Here is a 24994-nt window from a genome sequence, read left to right as displayed (position 1 = left end):
GGTGAGGGACAAAGAAACTAAAGTTTCACTTTATCTAATTATAATTACGAGGAGGAAATATGATGACAACGATTGTTATTCAAGGAACGAATGAAGTAATTGATAACCAAGAGGAAGTAATTGTATTTTTGCAAGAACAAGGCGTGATTTATGAATCATGGGATATTTCAAAATTACCGTCTCACTTACAAGAGAAGTATGTGTTAAGTGATGAAGAAAAACAAGAAATATTAACAGTCTTCCAACCTGAAATTACGGATATCGCAAAAAGACGAGGCTACAAGGCTTGGGACGTCATTTCACTTGCAGAGCATACTCCTAATCTTGACGAGTTATTAAAAAATTTTCAGCGTGAGCATCACCATACAGATGATGAAGTACGATTTATCGTGAGTGGGCATGGTGTATTTATTATTCAAGGAAAAAATGGCCCGTTTTTTGAAGTTCACTTACATCCTGGAGACCTCATTTCTGTGCCAGTAGGGGTTCGTCATTATTTCACATTAGATGACGATCGCAGAGTAGTTGCCATACGAGTTTTTGTCACGGCAGAGGGTTGGGTGCCTGTTTACGAGGAAGAGTCTGCACGCTAAATTATCGCAATATTTAAAGTAGTCATATTACTAGTTTTAAATAATTTTTCATTGAGTGTGGCTGTTTAGGAGGGGGTTTATATGAAGGACTTTACGACTAGCTATTTTACGATGAATGAACAAGATGTCGTAGATTATGTGCAAAGTAAACTGGATTTCTTTGCACATGATGCCGAGCTTGAATGTCGTGAAATTGGCGATGGGAACTTAAATTATGTGTTTAGAGTAGTTGAGCCAAAGAGTGGTAGATCTATTATTATAAAACAAGCGGGACCAGTAGCCCGTATATCTGATAGTTTTAAAGTTTCTCCTGACCGCAATCGTATTGAAAGTGAACTATTGAAACTTCATGACGAACTGGCTCCGGGTTTTGTTCCCATTTTCTATTCGTATGATCCTATTATGAATTGCTGTGTAATGGAGGACTTATCGGATCATGAAATTATGCGGACAGCACTTTTGAGTTATAAAAAATACCCTTTATTTGCGGAGCATATCAGTACGTTTCTAGCTAATACATTATTGCTTACATCGGATGTTGTAATGGGGCATAAGGAAAAGAAAGAATTAGTGAAGAAATTTATTAATCCAGAGTTGTGTGAAATAACCGAGGATTTAGTCTATACAGAACCATTCTACGATTGTGAGCAAAATGATGTATTTGAAGGGACGAAAGAATTTATTCGAGATCATATATGGAATGATAAACAGCTAGGACTAGAAACGGCCAAGTTGAAGTTCGAGTTTATGACGAATACCCAGTCATTGCTTCATGGTGATCTCCATACCGGATCTATTTTTATCAAGGAAAATTCCACGAAGATTATTGATCCTGAATTTGCCTTTTATGGTCCAGCTGGCTATGATGTCGGCAATATAGTGGCTAATCTAATGTTTGCTTATGTGAATGCTAGTTTCACAATCGTAGATGAATCGAAAAGAGAAGAATATTTGGGCTATTTGGAACAAACAATTGATGAAGTTATTCGATTGTTTCAAGAAAAGTTTTTACAGTTGTGGGATGAAAAAGTAGCAGAAAAAACAGCGACGGCACCAGGCTTTAAAATATCATATTTAAATTCCATTATGAATGATGCAGCAGCCGTTACCGGTCTTGAGCTATGCAGAAGAATTATTGGGATTGCTCATGTTAAAGATATTACATCCATATCGAATTCGAACGACCGTGTTCAAGCAGAAAAAATTTGCTTAACAGCAGGAAAGACCTTTATTCTCGAGCGGTCACATATCAAAATAGGCAAAGACTTTGTAAAGGTCTTGCTAGAAAGTGCTCGAAAAGTTAAGGAGGCAAACAACAACGATGACATCACCAGTAGAAACGATACAATCGGTGCAGCTCAATGAACAAGAAGATGAGCTGATTCTTTTAGACCAAACTCTCTTGCCAAATAAAAAAGCTTTTTTGCATCTTTCAACCATTAAAGAAATTTGGGATGCCATTTATCATTTAAAAGTACGGGGAGCACCAGCAATAGGAATTGCCGCTGCATATGGAATTTATTTAGAAACCAAAAAATCTAAGGCAGTTACATTTCCAGAGTTATATGATGATTTTCAAAAAAATAAACAATACTTAGCTTCTTCCCGCCCGACGGCAGTTAATTTATTTTGGGCATTGAATCGAATGGAAGAATGCTTACAAAAGGTAGCAGAAAAAAGTATAACAGAAATAAAAAATGCACTGAAGGAAGAAGCGGAAAAGATTCGAATAGAAGATGAAATCGTGTGTCGGTCGATTGGCGAGCATGCTCTTACTTTATTAAAACCTGGCTTTGGAATTTTAACTCACTGCAATGCAGGAACAATCGCGACGGCTAAGTATGGTACAGCGCTCGCACCTGTTTATTTGGGCAAGGAAAAAGGGTACGACTTCAAAGTATTCGCTGATGAAACAAGACCTCTTCTTCAAGGAGCCCGTTTAACTGCATGGGAGTTGCAAGAAGCAGGAGTAGACGTTACTTTAATTTGTGACAACATGGCCTCGCTTGTTATGAAGGAAGGAAAAGTTCAGGCAGTCTTAGTAGGATGTGACCGTGTAGCTGCTAACGGCGATACAGCCAATAAAATTGGTACGTCGGGCTTGGCGATTTTGGCTAAGTATTATCGGGTTCCATTTTATGTATGTGCACCTCTGTCTACGGTCGATATCGAGTGTGAAACAGGGGATGACATTCCAATCGAGATTCGAAATCCGGAGGAAATTACAAAGGCATGGTATGAAAAACCAATGGCTCCTGAAAATGTGAAAGCATACAATCCAGCCTTTGATGTAACCGACCATGAACTCATTACCGGGATTGTCACCGAAAAAGGAATTGCTTATCCCCCGTACAGAGATAGTCTATTAAATTTGGCGACAAAGGAAAGATAAGTGAAAATCAAAGTTAATTAATTGGGTTCATTCGTATTCAGCCAGATCTATCTGGTTGATTTTTTTTGCTTTCATTGTCAAAATTCCATACTTCTTTAGGAAGATAATAGTGAAAAAACATGGAAATAGTTAACTACAATGAAAGCAAACGAATCGTTTGGGTGAACTAGGTCGTATTCTAAGCACACGCTTCCACAATTCATATATCCTTCTTGGAAAAATGTAAAAAAGAACTACATATCATATTTGGTAGTTGAATACATATATTTAATTAATGATGAAGAACGGATAAATGAGGTGGGGTATGTTTATCTATGTGGTTAAAGCAGGTGATTCCCTATATTCCGTTGCAACAAAATATCATGTTTCAATGGATAGTATCCGGTTTCGAAATGCATTAAAAACAGATCGACTGGTACCCGGACAAGATTTAGTCATCCCTACGAATGTGTATATTGTTCAATCAGGGGATTCTCTCTTTACTATAGCCCAAATGGCTTTACTTCCAGTGGAAACGATCCGTCTTATAAATTGTTTATGGTCGGATACCCTATTGGTTGGTATGAATATATATATTCCGCCCAGGTTGAAATATATTGCCCAAGATTTCGGTTATCTTACTCCTTCCACACCAGAAAAGAATCAGATCAATATTCAAAGATTTGCCTCCATCACTTCTTATTATGGCGTTTTTGAGTATCATATTCTTGAAGATGGAAGTTTAAGTTCAATAGCTAATGATCAGCAATTTATTACATTAATCAGAGGGAATCAAGTAGCGCCTTTGGCTGTAATAACCAATTTAACGGAGACGGGATTTAGTCCAGATTTAGTAGGGAGAATCTTAAATAATCCTGAATTAAGACAACGGGTAATTGATCAGATTTACAATTTGATCAAAAGTAAGAATTATGCTGGAGTGAATATTGATTTTGAAAGAGTACGTGGGGTAGATCGGGATATATATAGTGGTTTCTTACGCTTGTTACGAGAGCGATTAAAGCCAGAAGGATATTATACGTCCGTTGCCGTGCCCGCGAAAACAAGTGATGATATTTCCTGGTTACAAGGATATGATTATGGAGGAATTGGTGCAGCTGTTGATTTTGTCTTTATCATGGCCTATGACTGGCATGAAGCAAGTAGTTCACCTGGACCTGTCGCTCCTATAAAAGAAGTTAGAAAAACAATCGAATATGCTCAAAAGTTCATGAGAAGAAATAAAATCATCCTTGGTGTACCAAGGTATGGATATGATTGGACAATGTCTAATGGGGCTGTTATGAGCGCGCGTGCTATTTCTGTTATGGATGCAATCGAGACAGCTATGAAATATCAGGTACCCATTCAATATTCCATTGAAGATCAACAACCTTTCTATCGCTACCAAGACGGATCCGGTAAGCTACATATTGTTTGGTTCGAAGACGCAAAGGCTCTTGCTCAAAAACTCCAAATGATAGTTGATTACCGGTTAAAAGGAATTGGAGCTTGGCAATTAGGATTACACTTTCCTCAAGCAGGTTATTTAGTAGATGAATTTCTGACAAAGAAATTGTGAATAATAATCATCTTTAACAATTAAAAACTATAAAGTAAGTCGATGATGAATCTTTATTGATTGGAAGAGGATTCAAAGAAAGAGGGCGTATAAGGGTCTAACCTCACACACTAAATCAGTATGTAGTGTTTCATACACTAATCTTGTACTGTATTTAGTTGTTGCAAGGTTTAATCCTTTGCTTTTTTTTTGGAGAAATTCGAATGTTGACTGGCACTCAAAAAAAGCCTTGCTGTTCAATAGCATAGTTGATATATTTCATATTGATAGAAAATTAAGCACATGTGGAGGAAAATCGTCATTGAAAAAATGGAATTTAGCAATCTTATTTATTATCGTGCTTCTAATTGCCGGGTATTATAGCCTGAAAGTAGAGCCAGCATCTGAGAAGAAAGAGGTATCTCAAAAAGAAACAAGTGCTTCTGAATATCTTGAAAAGGTAGATACAAATTATTCTTTTGATTTGACTAAAAGGCTAACAACTTATAAATCAAACGAGAAATTAGGCTATCGACCAGCAGGCTCGAAAGCTGAGTTCGAGGCTGGAGAAATGCTGACAGATGAGTTTAAGAAGATCGGATTGAAGAATGTTACGAAGGACGAGGTAACTGTCGATAGCTGGGAGTTTGAGAAAGCAGACCTCACATATGTTGACCATAATAATGAGAAGCATGAATTGGTTTTAGGCGGCTATCAGGCGAATTTTGTCACAGATGGACCTGAAGAGTTTGAAGTGGTCTATGCAGGAAAAGGAACGAAACAGGATCTGGAAGGTCTTGATGTGAAAGGGAAATTAGTGTTAGTTGATATTAACCAAAGAGATGAATGGTGGATTAATTACCCCGCCTATCAAGCGTCTTTAAAAGGAGCAAAAGCGGTTCTTGCTGCACAAAAGGGCGGATATGGGGAGATAGATCCAGAGGCATTGAATGCACAAGATTTGTGCGGACCGGATGATACTCCAGCGTTTTCAATTTCGAGAAAAGATGCAGACGGTTTACTTGCATTAATGAAAGAGACGAATCAAGAAAGCGTATCAGTAACTTTTGATGCCGTATCGATTGTTGAGAGAGATGCGAAGTCGTATAATATTGTTGGCGAAATTCCAGGGAAAGACAAGGATTCTATCATTCTGTTAAGCGCTCATTATGATGCGTATTTTGATGGCTTCCAAGATGATTCAGCTGCGATTGGATTATTGGCAGGTATTGCCAAAGGCTTAATTGACAGCAACTACGAACCAGAGAAAACCATTGTATTTGTAGCACAGGCAGCAGAGGAGTGGGGAATTGCTAATTCAAGATATGATTGGTCCACGGGTGCCTATGGACAAATCTTTGAAGCGCGTCCAGAATGGCAGAAACAAGTTGTCGCAAACATTAACTTTGAATTACCTGCCTATGAGCATACAAGTGCAGATGAAATACGATCTGTTTATGAATTAGATCAGTTTCTGACAAAGTTTTCGAAAGAAGTACCGAAAGTAGAGGGAGTCTATAAAGATGGAATCAGTGTAGTTTCCCCATTACGAACATGGTCTGACGACTTTTCCTATTCACTTGGAGGGATTCCTGCTCAGCGTAATGATTTCCAAGACTCTGATTTTATGAAAACTCATTATCATTCTCAATTCGATAATGAATCTACTTATAACGAAAAGGCTTTTGAATTCCACCATAATCTGTACGGCTTGCTTGTTCAAGCATATGATCAAACAGCTGTTATGCCGTTGGATTTTACAGAACGTTTTAAAGCGATGAAAGAAACTATCAATAAAGATGTGAATGCTACTGCAGGAATTGATACTGCAGAATTGAATGTAGGCTTGGATAAAGTGATTGCTACTGCTGAAAAAGTAACCAAACAAGTTAATAAAATTAATGCTGACTATAAGGCTGCACTTGTTGATGGCGATGAGAATAAGGCGGAAAAATTACTATCTGAAAATAAGGATTTCAATGACAAATTGCGAGAAATTTTCCGTTATTCTCAAGATAACTTCTTGAAACTAACATGGGAAGATGAGCCGCTTTTTCCTCATGAACATGCCCAGAACAACCTTGATGCGATTGACCATGCATTAGACGCTTTGCAAAAAGGAAATGTGAATGTTGCGCTTGATAATTATTTATGGCTCGTTGATAATAACTGGTATGCGTATCATTTTGATCGTGAAACATTCGACTTTTTCACGAACCAGGTACTAGACCAAGGGGCAGACCGATTAAGCTGGGGGAATGGGAAAATCATCGGACATGAAGACCTATTTGACGTAATCAATAGTCTTCAATCGAAGTCTGATACGAAAGACCCGAAAGTGGATGCTGAAATCCAAGCATTGAAGAATGCAAAAGAAAATCAAAAGGCTCTATTAAAGCAGACAATTGATAAAGAAGTAAGTGACGTTCATGCATTGGAAGAAAAACTGAATGCAATTGTAGAATAATAGGTACCCAAACAGCAGATATTTTGTTGTTTGGTTTTTTTGTGTAGGAAGGATTGTATATACATTGAACGATTAATTTCCCCCTGCTTTAACGAAAGATGTCAGACTACTTATCTATGATCACGACATATAAATGTGAAAGCAGAGTAATAGAAAAGTGGGAACGCCCAGTACTTTAGGCCATTATGTTCCGGAATGAGTATAAGAACTGAGATCTTTTATTCAAAATATATAACGGCATATTTATCCTCTAAATCCAATAAAGTAATAGTAAGTCGGCAGTCTATAAAGGAGTAAAATGATGATTCTTTCTAAATTTGTAGATGAACTCCTAATTCCCCCCGTTTTAAAACCTTGTCAAAAAAATCAATATGATACGTATTATGAAGTAAATATGACTGAATTTAGGCAATCCCTCCATAGTGAGTTAATGGAAACAACGGTATGGGGCTATGAAGGAAGTTATCCTGGTCCTACAATCGAGGTGGAAAGTGGCGAAAGAGTATGGATTAAATGGATCAATAATCTTCCTAAGAAGCATCTTTTTCCGATTGATTATACGGTGCACGGCGCCCATCGAGATGTACCAGATGTAAGAACGGTCGTACATGTACATGGTGCCAGTGTGGAATGGGAAAGTGATGGGTATCCAGAGTCTTGGTTTACGAAAGGGTTCGAACAAGTCGGTCCATATTTCAAAAAGAAAATATATCAATATACAAATAATATGCGTGCATCTACGCTTTGGTATCATGATCATGCTCTCGGCATCACTAGACTTAATGTTTATGCGGGCTTGGCAGGTTTTTATCTTATTCGAAATCAAGGGGAACGTTTATTGAACTTACCTAGTGGTCAATATGATATCCCACTTATCATACAGGATAAATCATTTAATGAAGATGGTTCGCTATTTTACCCAAAGCAGCCGGATAAAACAGTTCAAGAATTAGACACATCGATTGTTCCTGAATTTTTTGGGGACACAAACCTTGTAAATGGGAAAGTATGGCCTTATTTAAAAGTAGAAGCGCGTAAATATCGGTTTAGGCTGTTGAATGCATCTAACTCTCGTTTCTATCGAATTAGGCTTGATTCAGGGCAACATATGTATCAAATCGGAACAGATCGAGGATTTATGGAGTACCCGATTGGAATTAAAGAACTCACGTTGGCTCCAGCAGAAAGAGCGGAAGTTATTATTGATTTTACCAATCTTGAGGGAAAAAATATTGTCATGAAAAATGATGCACCAGCACCATTTCCAATTGGCCAGCCAGCCAGTCAAAATACGGGTACTGTGATGGAATTTAGAGTGAGTCTTCCCCTTAAAAGTATTGATACGAGTGTTATCCCATCTTATTTAGAAACACTTCCCAAAATGAATGAACAAACTGCTTCTAGGGAAAGACATCTTACATTGGATCAGGCGACCGATCAATACGGTCGTGAAATTATGTTATTAGATAATAAAGATTGGGAAGCGCCTATATCAGAAAATCCGAAATTAGGAACAATTGAAATATGGAATTTCATTAACGTAACGCAAGATACTCACCCGATTCATATTCATTTGATAGATTTCCAGGTGCTCGACCGGAGAACATTTGACGTAGAACGTTTTAAAAAAGAGAGAGTCATACACTATACGAGTCAAGTGATGCCGCCTGAACCACAAGAAAGAGGCTTGAAAGATACAGTAAGGGTGAACCCTAACGAAGTAACGAGAATTATCATGCATTTTGATACGTTTGCAGGTTTATATGTTTGGCATTGTCATATGCTGGAACACGAAGATTATGAAATGATGAGACCGTTTATGGTCATCCGATAAAACCTTTATTATTTATTAATGAACGAAGGAACGATATGATCATTTGTTCAATATCGTCAGCAAGAAAAGCTTGTGAAGGCTCTGGGTGTAGGCTTGGAGTCTTTTTGATTGGTTATAATTAATTAAATTTTCAAAAAACTATTGCGTAATTAAAACGAACAAGTTAGAATCAAGATAATAAATGTAATCGATTACATTTTAGGTAAGGGGTAGAAGAAGATGGTGAAAATGAGTGATGTGGCAAAACTGGCGAATGTATCAACAGCTACAGTGTCGAGAGTGCTTAGAAATCCTGAAGCTGTTAAAAAGATAACTCAGCAAAAAGTTTTTGAAGCTATTAAACAGCTAGATTATCAGCCAAACATTCTGGCCCGCCATTTTCGAACGAATCAAACAAAGACCATTCTAGTTGTTGTGCCTAGTTTAACAAACTTAGTTTTCTCGGAAATTATTTCTGGAATTGACACAGTAGCCACTGAAAAAGGTTATCAAGTTTTGTTAGGTAATATAAATAACAGGATGGAAAAAGCACAAAGTTATATTAATCATTTAAAACAGAAACAAGTAGATGGCGTTATTTTATTAACAGTTAAATTAGCTCAGGAGCTATGGGAGGAGATTGCTCACGACTATCCGATTGTACTTGCCTCTGATTTTGTTGAAAAACTGGATATTCCGGCAGTTTGTATTGATAATTTAAATTGTGGTTATCAAATAACGGAGCATTTAATAAAATTAGGTCATCGAAAAATTGCTCATGTTTCAGGGCCTCTCGATGTGGCAATCGGTCGTGAGCGTGCGCAAGGCTATCGTAAAGCATTACTTCATTATAATATACCTGTTGATGAATTGTTTATGATTGAAGGAGAATATTCAATCGGATGTGGCTATTCTTCAGTAAGAAAATTAATGAAGCAGGACAATAAGCCAACTGCTATTTTCTTTGGAAACGATGAACTGGCAATGGGTGGTATCAAAGCAGCAAAAGAAATGGGGATTAGAGTACCGGAAGATTTAGCGGTGATTGGATTTGATGATATTAAATTTTCAGCTGTTTTTGATCCAGCGCTGACAACGATTGCTCAACCGTTTCATGAGATGGGAAGAAAATCTATGGAACTGCTTTTGAAGATTATGAGTGGTGATTCACTTGAACATGAAAAATATGTCATTGAAAGTCAGTTTATCGTTCGTGAATCATGTGGCGCCAACATAAAAGGACAGTAATTTTCAGTAGAAGGAAAATGTAATCGATTACAAATGATGCAATCGATTACATTCCAATAAATTGAAAAGGGGAATTTTTATGACAGCTATTCCAGTTGCACTTCAAATGTTTACATTAAGAGAGGAAAGCAGCAAAGATTTTACTGGCACATTGAAAAAAGTAGCAGAGCTCGGCTACGAAGGGATTGAATTTGCCGGGTATGGCGATTTAACAACGACAGAATTAAAAGTCGTTATGGATGATTTAGGTCTTCGTGCAGCAGCCAGCCATATACCTCTTATAGAGATGGAGGCAGATTTAACAAAAATAATTGATGATCAGCATAGAATTGGGAGCAATAAGCTTGTTTGTCCCTATCTTCCTCCAGAAAGAAGAACAGAAGAAGATTACCGTGAACTCATTACGCTATTAAATCGTTTTGGAGACACATGCAGCAAAGAAGGCATTACACTATGCTATCACAACCATGATTTTGAATTAGAAAAACTTTCGGACGGGCGTACAGCGCTTGAAACGATTTTTGAGGAAACGAATCCAGAATGGGTAAAAGCGGAATTTGATATCTATTGGCTGACTAGAGCCGGTCAAAATCCGTTAGCTTGGATCAAGCAATATCCTAACAGAACTCCACTTATTCACTTGAAAGATATGACGACTGACGAAGAACGTTTTTTTGCAGAACTAGGTACTGGAGGCGTTGACATTGAATCAGTACTTGAAAAAGGTGAAGAAGCTAATGTGGAATGGTGGGTTGTGGAACAAGACAGAAGCAGGCGTTCACCACTTGAAAGCATTGAAATTAGTATGAAGTATTTGAAGAAGCGATTGCCTCATTTAGCGAACGTGTAAACCACTATTTTCATAAAAAACAGGAGGGAAGACTATGAGAAAATTTCTAGCAACGTTAACGGCTGCTTCAATGATCATGCTTGCAGCTTGTGGAGGAGAGGGAACCGGCTCAAAAGCGACAGGGAAAAGTGGATCGGGTGAAAAAGTGATTGAAGTGTGGCACATCGAACCGGGAGAGCGGGAAAAATATTTTGAAAATGTAATAGCTCAGTTTGAGCAAGATCACCCAGGTACAAAAGTAAAACTCAATCGTATTCCGAATGATGCTTACAAGCAAAAACTTTCCGTCGCTATGTCGGGCGGTAATCCCCCAGATATTTTTCAAAGCTGGGGCGGTGGCTGGCTGAAAAACTTTGTTGATCAAGGTAAAGTGCTTGATATTACAGACCAGGTCGACCAGGATTTGTACCTTGAAAATGCCATTGCTAACACGAAATTTGATGAAAAAGTATACGGCGTCCCTCTGGGTATTTCAACAGATGTTATGTTCTATAATAAAGAAATCTTTGCTAAGTACAATTTGAAAGAACCGAAAACATATGAAGAATTTGTTCAAGTGATTGAGACACTAAAAGAAAATAAAATCATTCCAATAGCATTAACAAATAAAACCAAATGGCCAGGCGCTTACTTCTTCATGAACTTTGTAAGTCGCATTGCAGGCCCTGAATTATTTGAGAGTGCGTTTAAACGAACAGGAAGCGGTTTTGATGACCCAGCGTTTATTAAGGCTGGTGAGTATATTCAAGATTTAGTGAAAATGGATGCATTTAATCCAGGAGCCAATGGCATCCCTGTTGATGAAGGGCGCGGTCGTCAACTTCTATACACGGGAGAAGCAGCCATGATGGATATGACTACTTCTTTCATTAATAACATACGGGCAGAAAATCCGGAATTTGAAAAGAAACTAGGTTTCTTCCCATTCCCGACAGTACCGGATGGTAAAGGGATTCAAACGGAAATCGGCGCAGCAACAGGTCCTGTTTTTTCTGTATCGAAAAGCGCAAAAGAGCCCGATCTTGCTGCACAGCTTATTAATGAATTGACAACAAAGGAAAATGCGCAAATCTATACAGATAAGACGGGCTCTTTAACAGCGATAAAAGGGGCTATTCCAACTGATGAAACGATGAAGCCACTTTATGAGTTGATTCAAAATGCAACGTTCATGCAAATGCCGTACGATCAAACATTGCCGCCGGAACTCGCTGAACTTCATAAAGACACAACTCAGGCACTTTTCGGGCTAACAATGACACCGAAAGAAGCAGGAAAGAAGATGGAAGCGAAAGCGAAAGAAATGCTTGATAAGTAAAAAAGTAGAGGCCGTCCTATGAAGAAAGGGTCAGATCCCACATGCTCTATAAATCGTTTATAGCGTAAAAGACACAATAAACGGGTGTATAGAGTGTGAGGTCAGACCCTTTTGGGACAAACAAAGGAGGGATCTTTGTGAATGCACAGACAGAAAAAATAGATCTAATACAGAAGATTGGAAGGACAAAGTCGAAGAAAATTTCACGTAACAAAAATGTAATGACAATCTGCTTATTCGTTGCCCCAGCATTGCTCGTATACCTCCTATACGTTGTATATCCAATTTTTGCAACGTTAAATTACAGCTTTTACAATTGGGACGGGACAACTGAAAAAACATTTGTAGGTCTTGGGAACTATGTAGAGCTTTTCAAAGATGCAATATTCTGGACGGCTTTGAAAAATAATACCTGGGTTGTTCTTGCATCTGTTTTTGTCCAGATTCCGCTAGGTTTGATTATGGCGCTTATGCTATTTGCTCCTATCAAAGGGCTTCGTTTATTTAACAGTATTTATTTTCTCCCATTTTTAATGTCTACGGTTGCAATTGGTATGCTCTGGGTACTCATGTTTGACCCGATCAATGGTGTCATTAATTTGTTTGTTAATTTCCTTGGATTTGAAAACATTGCCTGGCTTAGCAATGAAAATACAGCGATGATAGCGGTTTTATTAGTCGTCGTCTGGCAGTTCTCTCCGTTTTATATGATTTTGTTTAAAGCAGCACTTGTTGGGATTTCAGAAGAATTATATGAAGCTGCCCAGATTGATGGGGCAAATACATGGCAAAAATTTAAAAATATTACGATCCCCCTTTTATTGCCGACGATTGTCAGTTCATCAATCTTAGCAATTGTTGGATCACTTAAAGCATTTGATATTTTCTATATTATGACTGGTGGCGGTCCGAACGGCGCAACTGAATTAATGGGTACTTACATGTTTAAACAAGCATTTAATAACTTCAACATGGGTTATGCCAGTGCTATCGCCTTCTTGATGTTTTTTATTGCGCTAATCGTCACGATTATCATTCAAGTCCTAGAATCCGTACGTAAGCGAAAAGGAGGATACGAGTAATGGCAGTTATGAAAAAATTCCCACTTTATATCATAGCTTTATTATTGCTTGTTTTTACCGGTTATCCATTTCTCTATATGATTTCCACGTCGTTAAAAACACAGGGAGATTTCTTTGAAAAACCTTTCTCCCTTTTTAGTTCTTTTAATTTCAGTAACTATACTTCTGTTTTTGAGATGGGGATTAGCCACTACTTTTTAAATAGTCTAATCGTATCAGTGGCTGCTGTCGTGATTGTTATGTTTATTGCGGCATTGGCAAGTTATCCATTAAGTAGGATGAAATTCAAGTTTAATCGTCCACTCTTCCTGTTGTTTATTTCTGGAATGATGCTTCCCATTCATGCGACACTGATCCCTATTTTTAAACTGACTCAAAGTATGGGGATCTACGATACATTATGGGCACTATTAGGACCATATATTGCTTTTAGTTTACCGATTTCCATTTTTATTTTGACACAGTTTATGCAGGAAATTCCAAAGTCTCTTGAGGAAGCAGCGGAGATGGATGGCTGTACGCCTTTCGGTATTTTCTGGAGGGTCATTTTGCCGATGTTGACACCTGCGTTGATGACCGTATTTATCTATAATTTTATTCATTTATGGAATGAGTTTATCTTCGCTTTAGTCTTACTTTCAAGTCCTGAAAATCGGACGATTCCCCTTGGTCTTCAGGATTTTTATGGAGAATTTTCAGTAAATATTCCGGGGTTAATGTCTGCATTAACATTATTCAGTCTGCCAATTCTCGTTGTGTACTTCTTCTCTCAGGAAAAAGTAGTCAAAGGTCTGGCGGGTGGGTCTGTAAAAGGGTAAAAGGTTTCATGCTAAGCAAATTGATAAACTAAGTTCGATTAGTTGAATATCTGAGGAGGGAATAGTATGAAAAAAATAAAAGTAGGTGTGATTGGCTGTGGCAGTATTGCGAGACGCCGGCATTTAATTGAATATGAAACAAATGCACAAGTGGAAATTATTGCTGTTTGTGATATTAAAGCAGAGCGGGCCGCAGAAAGTGCCAAAAAGTATGCTGCAAAGGCATTTACAGACTATAAGGATCTGTTACGTTTAGGAGAAATTGATGCGGTCAGTATCTGTCTGCCAAACTATTTGCACGCACCGGTTTCCATTGATGCGTTTACGGCTGGAAAACATGTTCTATGTGAAAAGCCAATGGCTACATCAGAGGAAGAAGCGAAAGCCATGATAGAAGCGGCAGAAATGAGTGGCAAAAAGCTGATGATTGCTCATAATCAACGCTTTGTTTCTTCTCACCAAAAAGCGAAGGAACTCATTGACAGTGGGAAGCTCGGGAAAATTTACAGTTTTAAAACAACATTTGGTCATCCGGGTCCGGAAGCATGGAGTATCGACGGTGCAGAAAGCTGGTTTTTTAATAAAGAACAGGCATTTATCGGTGCCATGGGGGATCTCGGCGTACACAAAGCAGATTTAATGCGCTATTTACTTGGTGAATTTACCGAAGTAGGAGCATTTATTGAGACAAATGCAAAAGAAAATACTGAAGTGGATGACAATGCGGTTTATATTTTACGGACATCATCAGGTATTATCGGTACGCTAGCAGCAAGCTGGTCGTATGTAACAGGCGGTGATAACTCTACTGTTATTTATGGAGAAGAAGGTGCACTTCGTCTCGAAGCCGATCCTGTATATTCATTGATTGAAGAATATCGGACTGGCGAAACGGTCCATCATAAACTAGATAAAATTCAAACGAATGAAGAAGGGGGGAACACGACGACGCATGTGATTGATCACTTTATTGAATGCATCATAAACGATAAAGAACCGCTTATTACTGGAGAAGAAGGAATGAAATCGCTGCAAATTGTTTTGGCTGCGCTCAAATCCAATGAAACGAAACAAATTATCTCATTAAAGCAAGGAGCGGAAGTCATTTAAAACCTTGTGTCCGGACAAGGGTGTGAAGGAAAAGATTATTACGCTCTGTTAGAGACTTGCAAGCTTGCAGAAATTTATTATGTGAACCTTGGGCTGGAACTGCATGTTGGACTTTTTAGAGAAAGCATTTAAAGGGATTAGGATACATACTTTTTTGCAGAAAGTGATTGTCACTTTCTGTTTTTATTTTTTTTCGGTGCATATGTCCTTGTTTGATTTGTCACCCATAAACCGACAATAATTTGGTGCATAAATGAATCCTTAAGCTAATTTTTTTTGAAAGTAAAATTAACTCGACTTTTTATGAAAAAAGATACGCCACTCGTAACGGATGTGTTGGGCAAATACTCGATACCGATTTCAGACGTTCTTACAGGTGTTTTCTGTCCTACATGCTTGCATTCAATGATGGAACGGAAAAAGGGCAGTTGGTATTATTCATTATGCTTAACTAAAGAGAAAGACGCACATTTGCAGGCACTCCAAGTTTACTATCTCCTCATCGATTCCTCAATCACGAACCGTGAATGTCGTGATTTTCTGCATGTATCTTTTGATTCAATTGCATGCAAACTACTGATTTCTATGAATGTACCTTTTCAGGATCAAATAAAGGAAGGGTTTATCATTTTTTTGAGGGGAAGAATGATAATGGCTGATATAATAGTGAAAACCGCTGATATTTGTGTAATACGACTGATAAAATGAAAAATGGGCTGATATATGCACAAAAAGCTCCTTTGATTAGGTGGAAATTTCCTCTAAAATGAATCTAGCAACCTTGAAAGTGAGAGACTGATGAGAATTAATAAATATATAAGCGAAACGGGTTTCTGTTCAAGACGGGAAACGGATCGATTGATTGAAGCAAAGAGAATGACCATTAACGGCGTAGTTTGTGAACCGGGAGATACGGTAGCACCAGGGGATGTGGTGCTGATTGATGGCAAGATGATACCGAAAAAAGCAGATTCTGTCTATCTCCTGCTGAATAAACCAGTCGGAATTACTTGTACAGCTGCTCCTCATGTTGCAGGTAATATTATTGAATATGTCAACTATCCGATAAGGATTTTTGCAGTGGGAAGACTGGATAAGGCGTCGGAAGGATTGATTCTCTTAACGAATGATGGCGATATCGTGAATAAGATGATGCGCTCGGAGAATGCTCATGAGAAGGAATACTTAGTCAAGGTCGATCAACCGATTACCAATGATTTTATCGCAAAAATGGCCAGTGGTGTCGAAATTTTGGGCGTCATGACAAGGCCATGTGAAGTAACACGAATGAATGATTATGAGTTTAAAATCATTTTGACACAAGGACTCAACCGGCAAATACGGAGAATGTCAAAGGCACTTGGATATAAAGTGACAAAGCTTGAACGGATCCGAATTATGAATCTTACATTATCTGGCCTAGAGCGAGGGACCTTTCGGGAGCTTACAAATGAAGAGCTGAACCGGTTGCTGTCTAGCTTACATGAAGGGGAGAAGCATTCGTAATGAAGAAAAAATAAAACAGAGGTGAGCGCCAATGCTTATGTTGAAAAAGAATATTGAATATATCAACGATTATCTACTTCAGGGTCATAAGAATGAAGATACTCCCCCATGGTTGAACTATTTAATCGATGCTGAAGAAATACATCAAAACTATGAGAATATTACTTCTATTAAAGAGTTGTCTACACATAGTGTTATCAAATATGTTCAAAGAACCTTACAAATTCTAGAGGAACTAAAAAGTCCTTTTTTGAGTGAGGAAATGTATTGGCAGCTAGCCACTGTCTTGTCCTATTGTGAAGTTGCTAAAGGCGGAACAGCGGAACAAAGAAATAAATGGGTAGAAAAAGGCTATAACATCTTTGTTCATAATGAAGGTTCTGCCGATATCTTCTTACATGACTATACGGGCTACGACAAGCCGTTGTTATATGAATTGATTAAAACACATGGATTGTTGGGACAATGTCTTCGGGGTGAATCTAGGCTGATTACCCATCGGGGATTAGTGAAGGTTTTTAAAAACTATTACTCTACTATGGAAGCAAAAAAAATGCTTCTGCATCTTAACCATTGCGTGATTGGGGGAGTTTCTAATGAACTTTGGCTAAAGCTCCAAGGAGACATAGAAGCTTCAATTGATAGAATGTTTCATAAGCAAGATAATCAAGACGAATTCGAGTCGAGAGTAGACAAATTAACGTCAAGTTTTCAAGAGACCTATCAAGAAAAGATGGAACTGATTGATGGGCAGGGCTCGGACAAAGTGAAAATGTTCTTAGCGGATAAAGATTTATGGTATGTAGAGCCTTCCATGCATGATTTCTCATTTGTAGATTTCTGGACGATTCTGGTGATGGCTTCAGAAGATCTTAAGAAGTTTTCTGTTAGACATATTAATTTTGAAAAACTTATGCAACAGCTCCATTATGATTATCAAGGAGCAAAACATAATAATATATATCGCAAGCGGATCATTGAGAAGTACTTAAACGAATTCAGGATAAATCGTAGGCCAGACACGACCCACGTGAATTTCAACATAGAAATAAACGAGAGCCTTCAAATCGCTTTTGTCTCGTTAGAATTTTCAGCTGTGGGCGAGTCGCTTATTCAATTCTGTGTGGAAGCTGAAAAGGTAGATATGATGCATAGTCGAGCAACCGTGCTTCTATTTGATTTCTTCGGTTTAAGAAGAGATGCGTATGATCGATTTCACAACGAATCTACCTATCTAGCACATATGAACAGCGCAGCAGATGACAAACGAATCATTCTTGATTACATAAAGGGAGACACGATTTTAGATGTGGGACCTGGCGGCGGTGTCCTGTTAGATATGCTAGAAAAAGAAACGGTTAATAAAGAAATCATTGGGATTGATCTATCTGAAAATGTCATCGAATCTCTTAAGAAAAAGAAAAAAGAAAAAGCTCATTCATGGGACGTCATAAAGGGGGATGCCTTAAAACTAATCGATATCTTTAAGCCAAATACGCTTGATACGATTATTTATTCGTCGATTCTTCATGAACTTTTCTCCTATGTTGAATATGAAGGAAAGAAGTTTAATTATGATGTTATAAAACAAGCGTTAAACAGTGCTTTCACTGTTTTAAAGCCTGGTGGCAGGATCATAATTCGAGATGGAATTATGACAGAAAGTAAAAACCTAAGCCGCATTATTCGATTTAAGGATGGTAACGGAATGAAGTTTTTGCAGCAGTATGCAAAAGATTTTCAAGGCAGGGAAATGAACTATCAAGTGCTAGCTAAAGACACCGTTAAAATGAAGATCAACGATAGTATGGAGTTCTTGTACACGTATACATGGGGTGAAGATTCATACGCCCACGAAGTACAAGAACAGTTCGGTTATTTCACACCCGAGGAATATAAAAATTTTGTACATGGGCTTTTCGGTAATAAAGTAAAGATCATTCAATTTAAGCATTATTTACAAGGAGGATACCCTAGCAACTTGCATTCGAAAATTGACTATGAAGATGAGGATGGCAATAGTGTCACTCTTCCAGATAGCACCTGTTTGATGGTTATTGAAAAGGTGTGATGATAGCAATTTATCTGCTAAAAGCATGTAAAGGTATAGGTATATATTTATAAATATAACAGACGTGCTCAGAATGTGATTTAATGGCCCCATTTACGATCCGCAACCTGATAATTACATAATTTCCTAAGAGTTTGTTGATCCGAAATGAGAATAAAAACGGGGATTTTTCATTATACATCCTCGTATTTTTCTTTCATTTACCGTGAACCAAACCAACTTTCTTCGGTAAGTCTATTACCCACGCTTTTTCCTATGTTTAAAAAAAGCAATAATAAGTAGCAAAACAGGAATAATCACTTGAAAAGGGAGATGTATGGGAAGCATGATCAGCCGTGTCCCTTCATTAATATGTTCCGCGTAATTACTGGAAATGGTCATCGACACAAGTAAAATGGCAATCCCAATCGGATAAGCGAGCTTTGACGGTTCTTTGAAGTTAAACAAATTTGCGGTACCTGCTACAGCCCCATAGAAAAACAAACTTATTTTAAAGAAACCTCCAAGAATCAAAAAAAGCATAAAATAGACATCAAGACGTTCCAAGAATCCACCTATCTGAATGGTCTGTATGGTTGAAAGAAGGGGAAACTGCGAGCGTGTAGTGAGGTTTATACCAAGAACGCTGATGTTAAGAACCGCTATTAGTGCTAATGTGAGGCCGCTTAACCCTATGGCGTATACACCAGTGAGTTTTGCCTTTTTTGATTGATTCAAATACGGTAAAATCATTGTGAAAATGATTACTTCCCCAAATGGAAAATACAAAGTTCGAGTTAATACTGTTTTAACAGCCGGCAATATGCCTTCTTCAAGGACGGGTTGTAAGTTATGGAGATCGATTAAACCAGAGATGACTATAAGCATAAAACCACTAATGGCAAGCAAAAACAATATCACAAAAAACAATTCACCTGTTCTTACTACTACCTCGATTCCTTTTCGGATTGTATAGATGATAACAACGAGGAGTAAGGCATTTAAAATAAACAAAGGTGTTCGCGGATAGGCAAATGTTATCAACATCTCACCAAAAACTCGCAGTATCCTTGCCGCTAAATACATAAAGTAGAGGGTGTAAAGAAAGGCAAGTAGTTTTCCGAAAGGTTTCCCCACTATTTTTTGCATATATTCCGTTGGGAGGATATCGGGATAATAGTGAAAAAGCCCGTAATAGACTAAATATAAAAAAAAGCCGCCTGCCGTCCCAAGCAGAATAGCAAGCCAAGCGTCTTGTTTCGCTTCTATAGCAATAGGAACTAGCAAAGCACTGCCTAATTCGAATAGAACAATGAGCCCGAATAGCTGGTATACGCTGATTTTCGCCTTTTCCATGGATATCTTACCTCCTTTTCGAACACGCACTATAAGAATTATTCTTTATAACCCTTAGGATCATCTATTTCCCGCGCTTTTTCGGATGTTTAAAAAAAGCAATAATAAGAAGCAAAACAGGGATAATCACTTGAAAAGGGAGAAATATGGGAAGCGAGATAAACTTCGTCCCTTCACTAATATGTTCTGCGTAATTGCTGGCAATGGTGATGGACAAAATCAAAATGACAATCCCCATCGGATAGGCAAGCTTTGATGGTTCTTTGAAGTTAAACAAGTTTGCGATTCCTGTTACAGCTACATAGAAATACAAACCTATTTTAAAAAAACCTCCAAGAATCAAAGTAAGCATAAAATAGACATCAAGACGTTCCAAAAAATTAGCTATCTGAATGGACTGTATGGTTGAAAGAAGGGGAAATTGCGAGCGTGTAGTGAGGTTTACACCGAGAACGCTAATGTTAATAGCCACTACTAGTGTTAGCGCGAGGCCGCTAAACCCTAGGGCGTATAGACCAGTGCGTTTTCCCTTTTTTGATTGATTTAAATACGGTAAAATCATTGCAAAAACAACGGCCTCTCCAAATGGAATGTACAAAGTTTGAGTGAATGTTGTTTTCAAAACTGGCATAATCCCTTCTTCTAGAACGGGCTGTAAGTTATTGAGATCAACTATACCAGCAATGACTATAAGGATATTTCCACTAAAGCCAAGAAAAAATAATATCACAAAAAGTAATTCCCCAGTTCTTGCTACTACCTCGATTCCTTTTCGGATTGTATAGATGATAACAAGGAGGAATAAGGCATTTACAATAAACAAAGGTGTTCCCGGATAAGCAGTTGTTACCAACATCTCTCCAAAGTCTCGCACTACCCTTGCTGTCATATACATAAAGTAGAGGATGTAGAGAAACGCAAGTAATTTTCCGAAAGATTTCCCGACTATTTTTTGCATATATTCCGTTGGGAGGATATCGGGATAATAGTGAAAAAGACGATAATTGACTAAAAATAAGAAAAAGCCGCCTACCATCCCAAGCAGAATGGTAAGCCAGGCATCCTGTTTCGCATCTAACGCAAGAGGGATCAACAAGGCACTGCCCAATTCGAATAAAACAATGAGGACGAATAGCTGGTATGCGCTGATTTTCGCCTTTTCCACAGATATCTCACCTCCTTTTCGTTAACGATTATTTTTAAGTTCAGAAAGGTATGATTTGTTTCTTAAGCCAGAGCGGCGTACAAATGCATCTACCGTCACATCTACTTCTAACTTGGGAAATGTTACATCATTCCAATCGGCCTTCAGCTTATTCCATTCTTTCGGATCAGAACGATGAAACGCTTCGCCAAACCCAAAAATATCCGTTTTATTCTCCTGGGCACGATGAATCGCATCATGTACATCTTTCTTGATTTTTTTGTTTACTTCTATTTCAATTTTTCTCAGCACATGCGGATCATTTAGATTGACTGGCACCCTTACCTCTCCGATATCTCCTTCAGCACGGATATGAATCGATATTTTGGGTTGGCCTTTTTTGGTATGTGTCGTAACTTTTGTTTTTTGACGGACTACGGTGTATTCAATTGCTGCTTTTTCTTTTTCCCAGTTAATATTCACAATCGTTGATTTGATTCGATTTAAAACCCATCCTGTTCCTCTGGCTGTTTTTCCGTGAAGCCAATCGACCAATTTACCATCTTTCATGACGGCAATACCGTCGGCTTCAAGCTTAGCTTTTGGAGTGGAGGATCCTTGAGTATTTGCAACTTTTTTTGCGTCTTGTTTCTCCCCTTTTAGTGAAATACCGCTAATTAAAGGTTCTTTTCCAGGGGATACGAGGTAATGAATGACTTCTTGAAGGTTGACGGTCGGCTCTTCCCCCAATAATCTCTCCGTGTTTTTTAAGGTTTTAATCACATTTACAGCAGAGACTTTATCGAGGGGGGGCAACGTTTTTATAATGTCCTCAGCTTTTGAGCGATGCGCGATCACAACCATCGCCGTTGTCCGGAATTCAAAGTCACGTTCAAAGGCATCAAGAATGTTGGTAATCCCATCTTTCTTTGCCAAGTCTTCACTAATGATCAATAGATTGGTATGGGCATAATATAGTGTTCGTGAGGATTTGGTTGAAAGCCGTCGAGTTACTTCATAAATATTGTCTCCAGTAGAAGAATAGACAGTAATGGGAGGACCTTGCCCACCTCCGCCACCTTGTAATCCACCTGCTAGGTTACCTGGATTGATAATTTGGAAGGTCCCCACATATTTCCCCGCTTCATTTTTATCAATCCCAAAAGCAGAGACGATTGCAAGATCCGGTATCTCTCTTGCATTCCAGCAACCTGAGATCAATGAGGTGCTTATCAAAATCAAGAAAAGTAAAAACCATTTACGTTTCATTTTGGTCCCCTTTTCTAGTATTTTTTTTCTTCATCGCACGATCTTTGGGAGGTGCGGGCTTCTGATGATCCCCTTCACGAACTATATTATCTTTGCTACTAATTAATCTTGGTCTTATTTTCTCTGCCCATAGCGGAGTTCGGATAAGCGTATCCCCGATGTTTTTCGGAATGAATGGTGCGAGCGGTGTCATATATGGAACACCGAATGAGCGCAGACTGACCAGATGAACCACAAGCATAATGAAACCTAAGATAATTCCATAAAATCCAAACACCGCGGCCGCAATCATAAAGAGAAATCGAATTAAACGGGCAGAAATGGCGACCGTATAAGAAGGCGTAGCAAAATTGGCAATCGCCGTGATGGATACGACAATAACCATTGCTGGCGAAACAATGCCAGCTTGTATCGCACCTTGACCGATAACCAATGCTCCAACGATTGATATCGTCGAGCCAATCACCTTTGGCATTCGGATTCCTGCTTCTCGTAAAATTTCAAATGCTATTTCCATGATGATGGCTTCGACAAATGCAGGGAAAGGCACTGAATCTCGCTGTGCCGCAACAATGATTAACAGCTGTGTCGGAATCATTTCTTGGTGAAAGGTTGTGATGGCAATATAAGCAGCTGGTCCTATCAGGGAAATAAAGAAAGCTAAGACTCGTATAAAGCGCGTGGCTGTTGCGATATCGTAGCGGGAATAATAATCTTCAACAGCTTGAAAAAAACCAATAAATAAAGCGGGGGCCAGAAGCGCATCCGGAGAGCCATTTACAAAAATCGCTACTCGGCCTTCAAGGAGATTTCCTGCGGTGATATCTGGCCTTTCTGTCGTGAAAATGGTCGGAAATGGTGTTATGGTCTGATCCTCAATCAATTGTTCAATATAACCCGATTCAAGGATGCTATCGATATTAATCCTTTTTAATCGTTTACGTACTTCATCAACTACTTCAGTTTTGGCAATGCCGTTTATATACATAATAGAAACGTCAGTTCGAGTCACTTTGCCGATTTTCATCGATTCAATCCATAAATCGGGATTACTAATGATTCGACGCACCATAGCTATATTTGTCCCGATTGATTCAGTATAACTTTCCTTTGAACCACGGACAGATACTTGTACACTCGGTTCTTGTATGGAACGTCTTTCTCCGCCTTTTGCGCTCGCGCTCCATGCCTTATTCGATCCGTCGATGAGAATAATCGTATCACCTGACATCAAGGTTAAAAATAGCTCATCCCAGTTCGTAACTGGATGTACACTACCAAGCGAAATGAATTCTTTTGTGAATTTATCCACTTCATCTTGCTGATATAGCATTTCAAGTAGATCATGATTCGTTTGCAATGGTTCAATTAAAGAATCATTGATGGCTTGCGTGTCAACTAAACCATCAACATAAACCACGGACGCTTTATGTAGAGGCGTATTGCCTGTAATGATCGTTCGGACGATAATATCTGAGCTGTGTCCAGTCTTTTGTTTAATGATATCAAGATTAACTGACAGGGAAGGATCAATAAGCTCTGGTACATGATGATTTTCCGAATCTCGGGTATCTTTGCTTTGATCCGTATGTCCTTTTTGCTTTTTATATTTAAAAAATGGAGGCATCGCAGAAGACCCCTTTCTTTTTTGTTTCTTTTATTATTTCTAATAATTTTCTATCTATGCATGATTTACCTGGGGTTTTATAGTCACAATCTTTAAGTTAGACGGTAGTCACTTAAACAGGTTTACTTTTTGCAAACAAGTGAACAATATTAGTGAAAGGTTGTGAATAAAAGGTGAAAATCCTTGGTGTGACTTGTCTAATGATGGCACTTTTACTTAGTTTTACGCTGTACTTGGATATTCTACAAGGCTTTAATTTTAGAACTTCGTTAATGAACGTTTATAATCCCTTCGTTGTGATGGAAACGCCCGAATTAGTTGTTCTATTTCTTCTCATTTTATTATTATTTGTAGATGCGATAATTCCCTTTGTTCAAAAAAAGAATGAAAAAACAAAGAAGACTAAAACATAATGCTAAAAACACAGTAATTCATGGAGAAGTGCATTTTCTATTTAGATAAAGTGGAGTTTCGAAGAAGTAGTTTGAATGAAATGGGAGATCAGTATGTAAATGAACCGGCTGATGATGAAAAAATGTATGGTTGTAGAAAGAAAAGTAGATATTCTTTATTTATTCACCGCTTTCGCAAATTACTTACTAATTTATGACTACCACGGAACTCCAGGATTCACCGCTAGACTCGGGCGCATCTCTTCATTGCTGCCAGAGTCCTATATTATGGACACAGTTAAAGACTCCCAATCAAACAAATCGATTCAAATCTTCCGCTCAACATCCAATAGCTAGAATTAACAATCAAGTTACTTAAAGTGTGTGTTCAAAAAGAGTCGAGAAGTTCGAGAAGCGCA

General features: G+C 38.3%; 21 protein-coding genes. 17 read left to right on the top strand and 4 right to left on the bottom strand.

Annotated features, from left to right (window positions below; genetic code table 11):
• Nucleotides 1-62 precede the first annotated feature (62 nt).
• The 15 genes from ACIQZI_RS14440 (at nt 63) to ACIQZI_RS14370 (ending at nt 18808) form a co-directional block, all read left to right on the top strand.
• A complete protein-coding gene (locus ACIQZI_RS14440) occupies nt 63-593 on the top strand; it encodes a 1,2-dihydroxy-3-keto-5-methylthiopentene dioxygenase (RefSeq protein WP_062183594.1) in 531 nt (176 codons plus the stop codon).
• Between the two features lie 81 nt (nt 594-674).
• Nucleotides 675-1958, top strand: coding sequence for an S-methyl-5-thioribose kinase (mtnK, locus tag ACIQZI_RS14435; protein WP_403074147.1), 1284 nt, complete (start codon nt 675-677; stop codon nt 1956-1958).
• The gene (gene mtnA, locus ACIQZI_RS14430) at nt 1915-2985 is read left to right on the top strand and encodes an S-methyl-5-thioribose-1-phosphate isomerase (protein WP_403074145.1); all 1071 of its coding nucleotides are present in this window, start codon (nt 1915-1917) and stop codon (nt 2983-2985) included. Before mtnK ends, mtnA begins: the two co-directional genes overlap by 44 nt.
• 304 nt (nt 2986-3289) lie before the next feature.
• Nucleotides 3290-4546 (top strand): glycoside hydrolase family 18 protein, encoded by a 1257-nt coding sequence (locus tag ACIQZI_RS14425; RefSeq protein ID WP_403074143.1) that lies wholly within the window; start codon nt 3290-3292, stop codon nt 4544-4546.
• A gap of 301 nt (nt 4547-4847) precedes the next feature.
• A complete protein-coding gene (locus tag ACIQZI_RS14420) occupies nt 4848-6992 on the top strand; it encodes a M28 family peptidase (protein ID WP_403074141.1) in 2145 nt (714 codons plus the stop codon).
• Between the two features lie 301 nt (nt 6993-7293).
• Nucleotides 7294-8826 carry a multicopper oxidase family protein gene (locus ACIQZI_RS14415; RefSeq protein ID WP_403075157.1) on the top strand — a complete coding sequence of 511 codons (1533 nt, stop codon included), beginning with the start codon at nt 7294-7296 and terminating at the stop codon, nt 8824-8826.
• A gap of 219 nt (nt 8827-9045) precedes the next feature.
• On the top strand, nt 9046-10053 hold the full coding sequence (locus ACIQZI_RS14410; protein ID WP_062183576.1) for a LacI family DNA-binding transcriptional regulator: 1008 nt from the start codon (nt 9046-9048) through the stop codon (nt 10051-10053).
• A gap of 79 nt (nt 10054-10132) precedes the next feature.
• Entirely contained in the window at nt 10133-10903 is a 771-nt protein-coding gene (locus ACIQZI_RS14405; protein WP_403074139.1) for a sugar phosphate isomerase/epimerase family protein, read from the top strand.
• A gap of 34 nt (nt 10904-10937) precedes the next feature.
• Nucleotides 10938-12221 carry an ABC transporter substrate-binding protein gene (locus ACIQZI_RS14400; protein ID WP_062183569.1) on the top strand — a complete coding sequence of 428 codons (1284 nt, stop codon included), beginning with the start codon at nt 10938-10940 and terminating at the stop codon, nt 12219-12221.
• A 137-nt stretch (nt 12222-12358) separates the two neighbouring features.
• The gene (locus ACIQZI_RS14395) at nt 12359-13303 is read left to right on the top strand and encodes a carbohydrate ABC transporter permease (RefSeq protein WP_403074137.1); all 945 of its coding nucleotides are present in this window, start codon (nt 12359-12361) and stop codon (nt 13301-13303) included.
• Nucleotides 13303-14121, top strand: coding sequence for a carbohydrate ABC transporter permease (locus tag ACIQZI_RS14390; RefSeq protein ID WP_062183563.1), 819 nt, complete (start codon nt 13303-13305; stop codon nt 14119-14121). The genes ACIQZI_RS14395 and ACIQZI_RS14390 overlap by 1 nt, the downstream gene beginning before the upstream one ends.
• A 66-nt stretch (nt 14122-14187) precedes the next feature.
• The gene (locus ACIQZI_RS14385) at nt 14188-15231 is read left to right on the top strand and encodes a Gfo/Idh/MocA family protein (RefSeq protein ID WP_403074134.1); all 1044 of its coding nucleotides are present in this window, start codon (nt 14188-14190) and stop codon (nt 15229-15231) included.
• 303 nt (nt 15232-15534) lie between these two features.
• Nucleotides 15535-15939 carry a hypothetical protein gene (locus ACIQZI_RS14380; RefSeq protein WP_403074132.1) on the top strand — a complete coding sequence of 135 codons (405 nt, stop codon included), beginning with the start codon at nt 15535-15537 and terminating at the stop codon, nt 15937-15939.
• A 90-nt stretch (nt 15940-16029) separates the two neighbouring features.
• Nucleotides 16030-16737, top strand: a complete 708-nt coding sequence (locus ACIQZI_RS14375) for a pseudouridine synthase (protein WP_403074130.1) — start codon at nt 16030-16032, stop codon at nt 16735-16737.
• Between the two features lie 31 nt (nt 16738-16768).
• A complete protein-coding gene (locus ACIQZI_RS14370; RefSeq protein WP_403074128.1) occupies nt 16769-18808 on the top strand; it encodes a class I SAM-dependent methyltransferase in 2040 nt (679 codons plus the stop codon).
• Between the two features lie 237 nt (nt 18809-19045).
• On the opposite strand, the gene ACIQZI_RS14365 is transcribed toward ACIQZI_RS14370, so the two are convergent.
• The 4 genes from ACIQZI_RS14365 to ACIQZI_RS14350 all read right to left on the bottom strand — a co-directional run bounded on the left by ACIQZI_RS14365 (nt 19046) and on the right by ACIQZI_RS14350 (nt 24183).
• Nucleotides 19046-20143 carry a GerAB/ArcD/ProY family transporter gene (locus ACIQZI_RS14365; RefSeq protein WP_403074126.1) on the bottom strand — a complete coding sequence of 366 codons (1098 nt, stop codon included), beginning with the start codon at nt 20141-20143 and terminating at the stop codon, nt 19046-19048.
• 64 nt (nt 20144-20207) lie between these two features.
• Entirely contained in the window at nt 20208-21308 is a 1101-nt protein-coding gene (locus ACIQZI_RS14360) for a GerAB/ArcD/ProY family transporter (protein ID WP_403074124.1), read from the bottom strand.
• Between the two features lie 21 nt (nt 21309-21329).
• Nucleotides 21330-22556 carry a Ger(x)C family spore germination protein gene (locus tag ACIQZI_RS14355; protein ID WP_403074122.1) on the bottom strand — a complete coding sequence of 409 codons (1227 nt, stop codon included), beginning with the start codon at nt 22554-22556 and terminating at the stop codon, nt 21330-21332.
• Nucleotides 22546-24183: a spore germination protein gene (locus tag ACIQZI_RS14350; RefSeq protein WP_403074120.1), complete on the bottom strand. Its 1638-nt coding sequence runs from the start codon at nt 24181-24183 to the stop codon at nt 22546-22548. The genes ACIQZI_RS14355 and ACIQZI_RS14350 overlap by 11 nt, the downstream gene beginning before the upstream one ends.
• A gap of 173 nt (nt 24184-24356) precedes the next feature.
• Here ACIQZI_RS14350 and ACIQZI_RS24300 point away from each other — a divergent pair, with 173 nt between their 5' ends.
• Entirely contained in the window at nt 24357-24596 is a 240-nt protein-coding gene (locus tag ACIQZI_RS24300; RefSeq protein WP_483878420.1) for a YczF family membrane protein, read from the top strand.
• Between the two features lie 99 nt (nt 24597-24695).
• Entirely contained in the window at nt 24696-24932 is a 237-nt protein-coding gene (locus ACIQZI_RS14345; protein WP_172796870.1) for a hypothetical protein, read from the top strand.
• The last annotated feature ends 62 nt before the right edge of the window (nt 24933-24994 follow it).

The organism is Peribacillus sp. NPDC096379 (assembly GCF_044762875.1).
Taxonomy (GTDB): domain Bacteria; phylum Bacillota; class Bacilli; order Bacillales; family DSM-1321; genus Peribacillus.
This window is presented reverse-complemented; position numbering and strand designations above follow the sequence as displayed.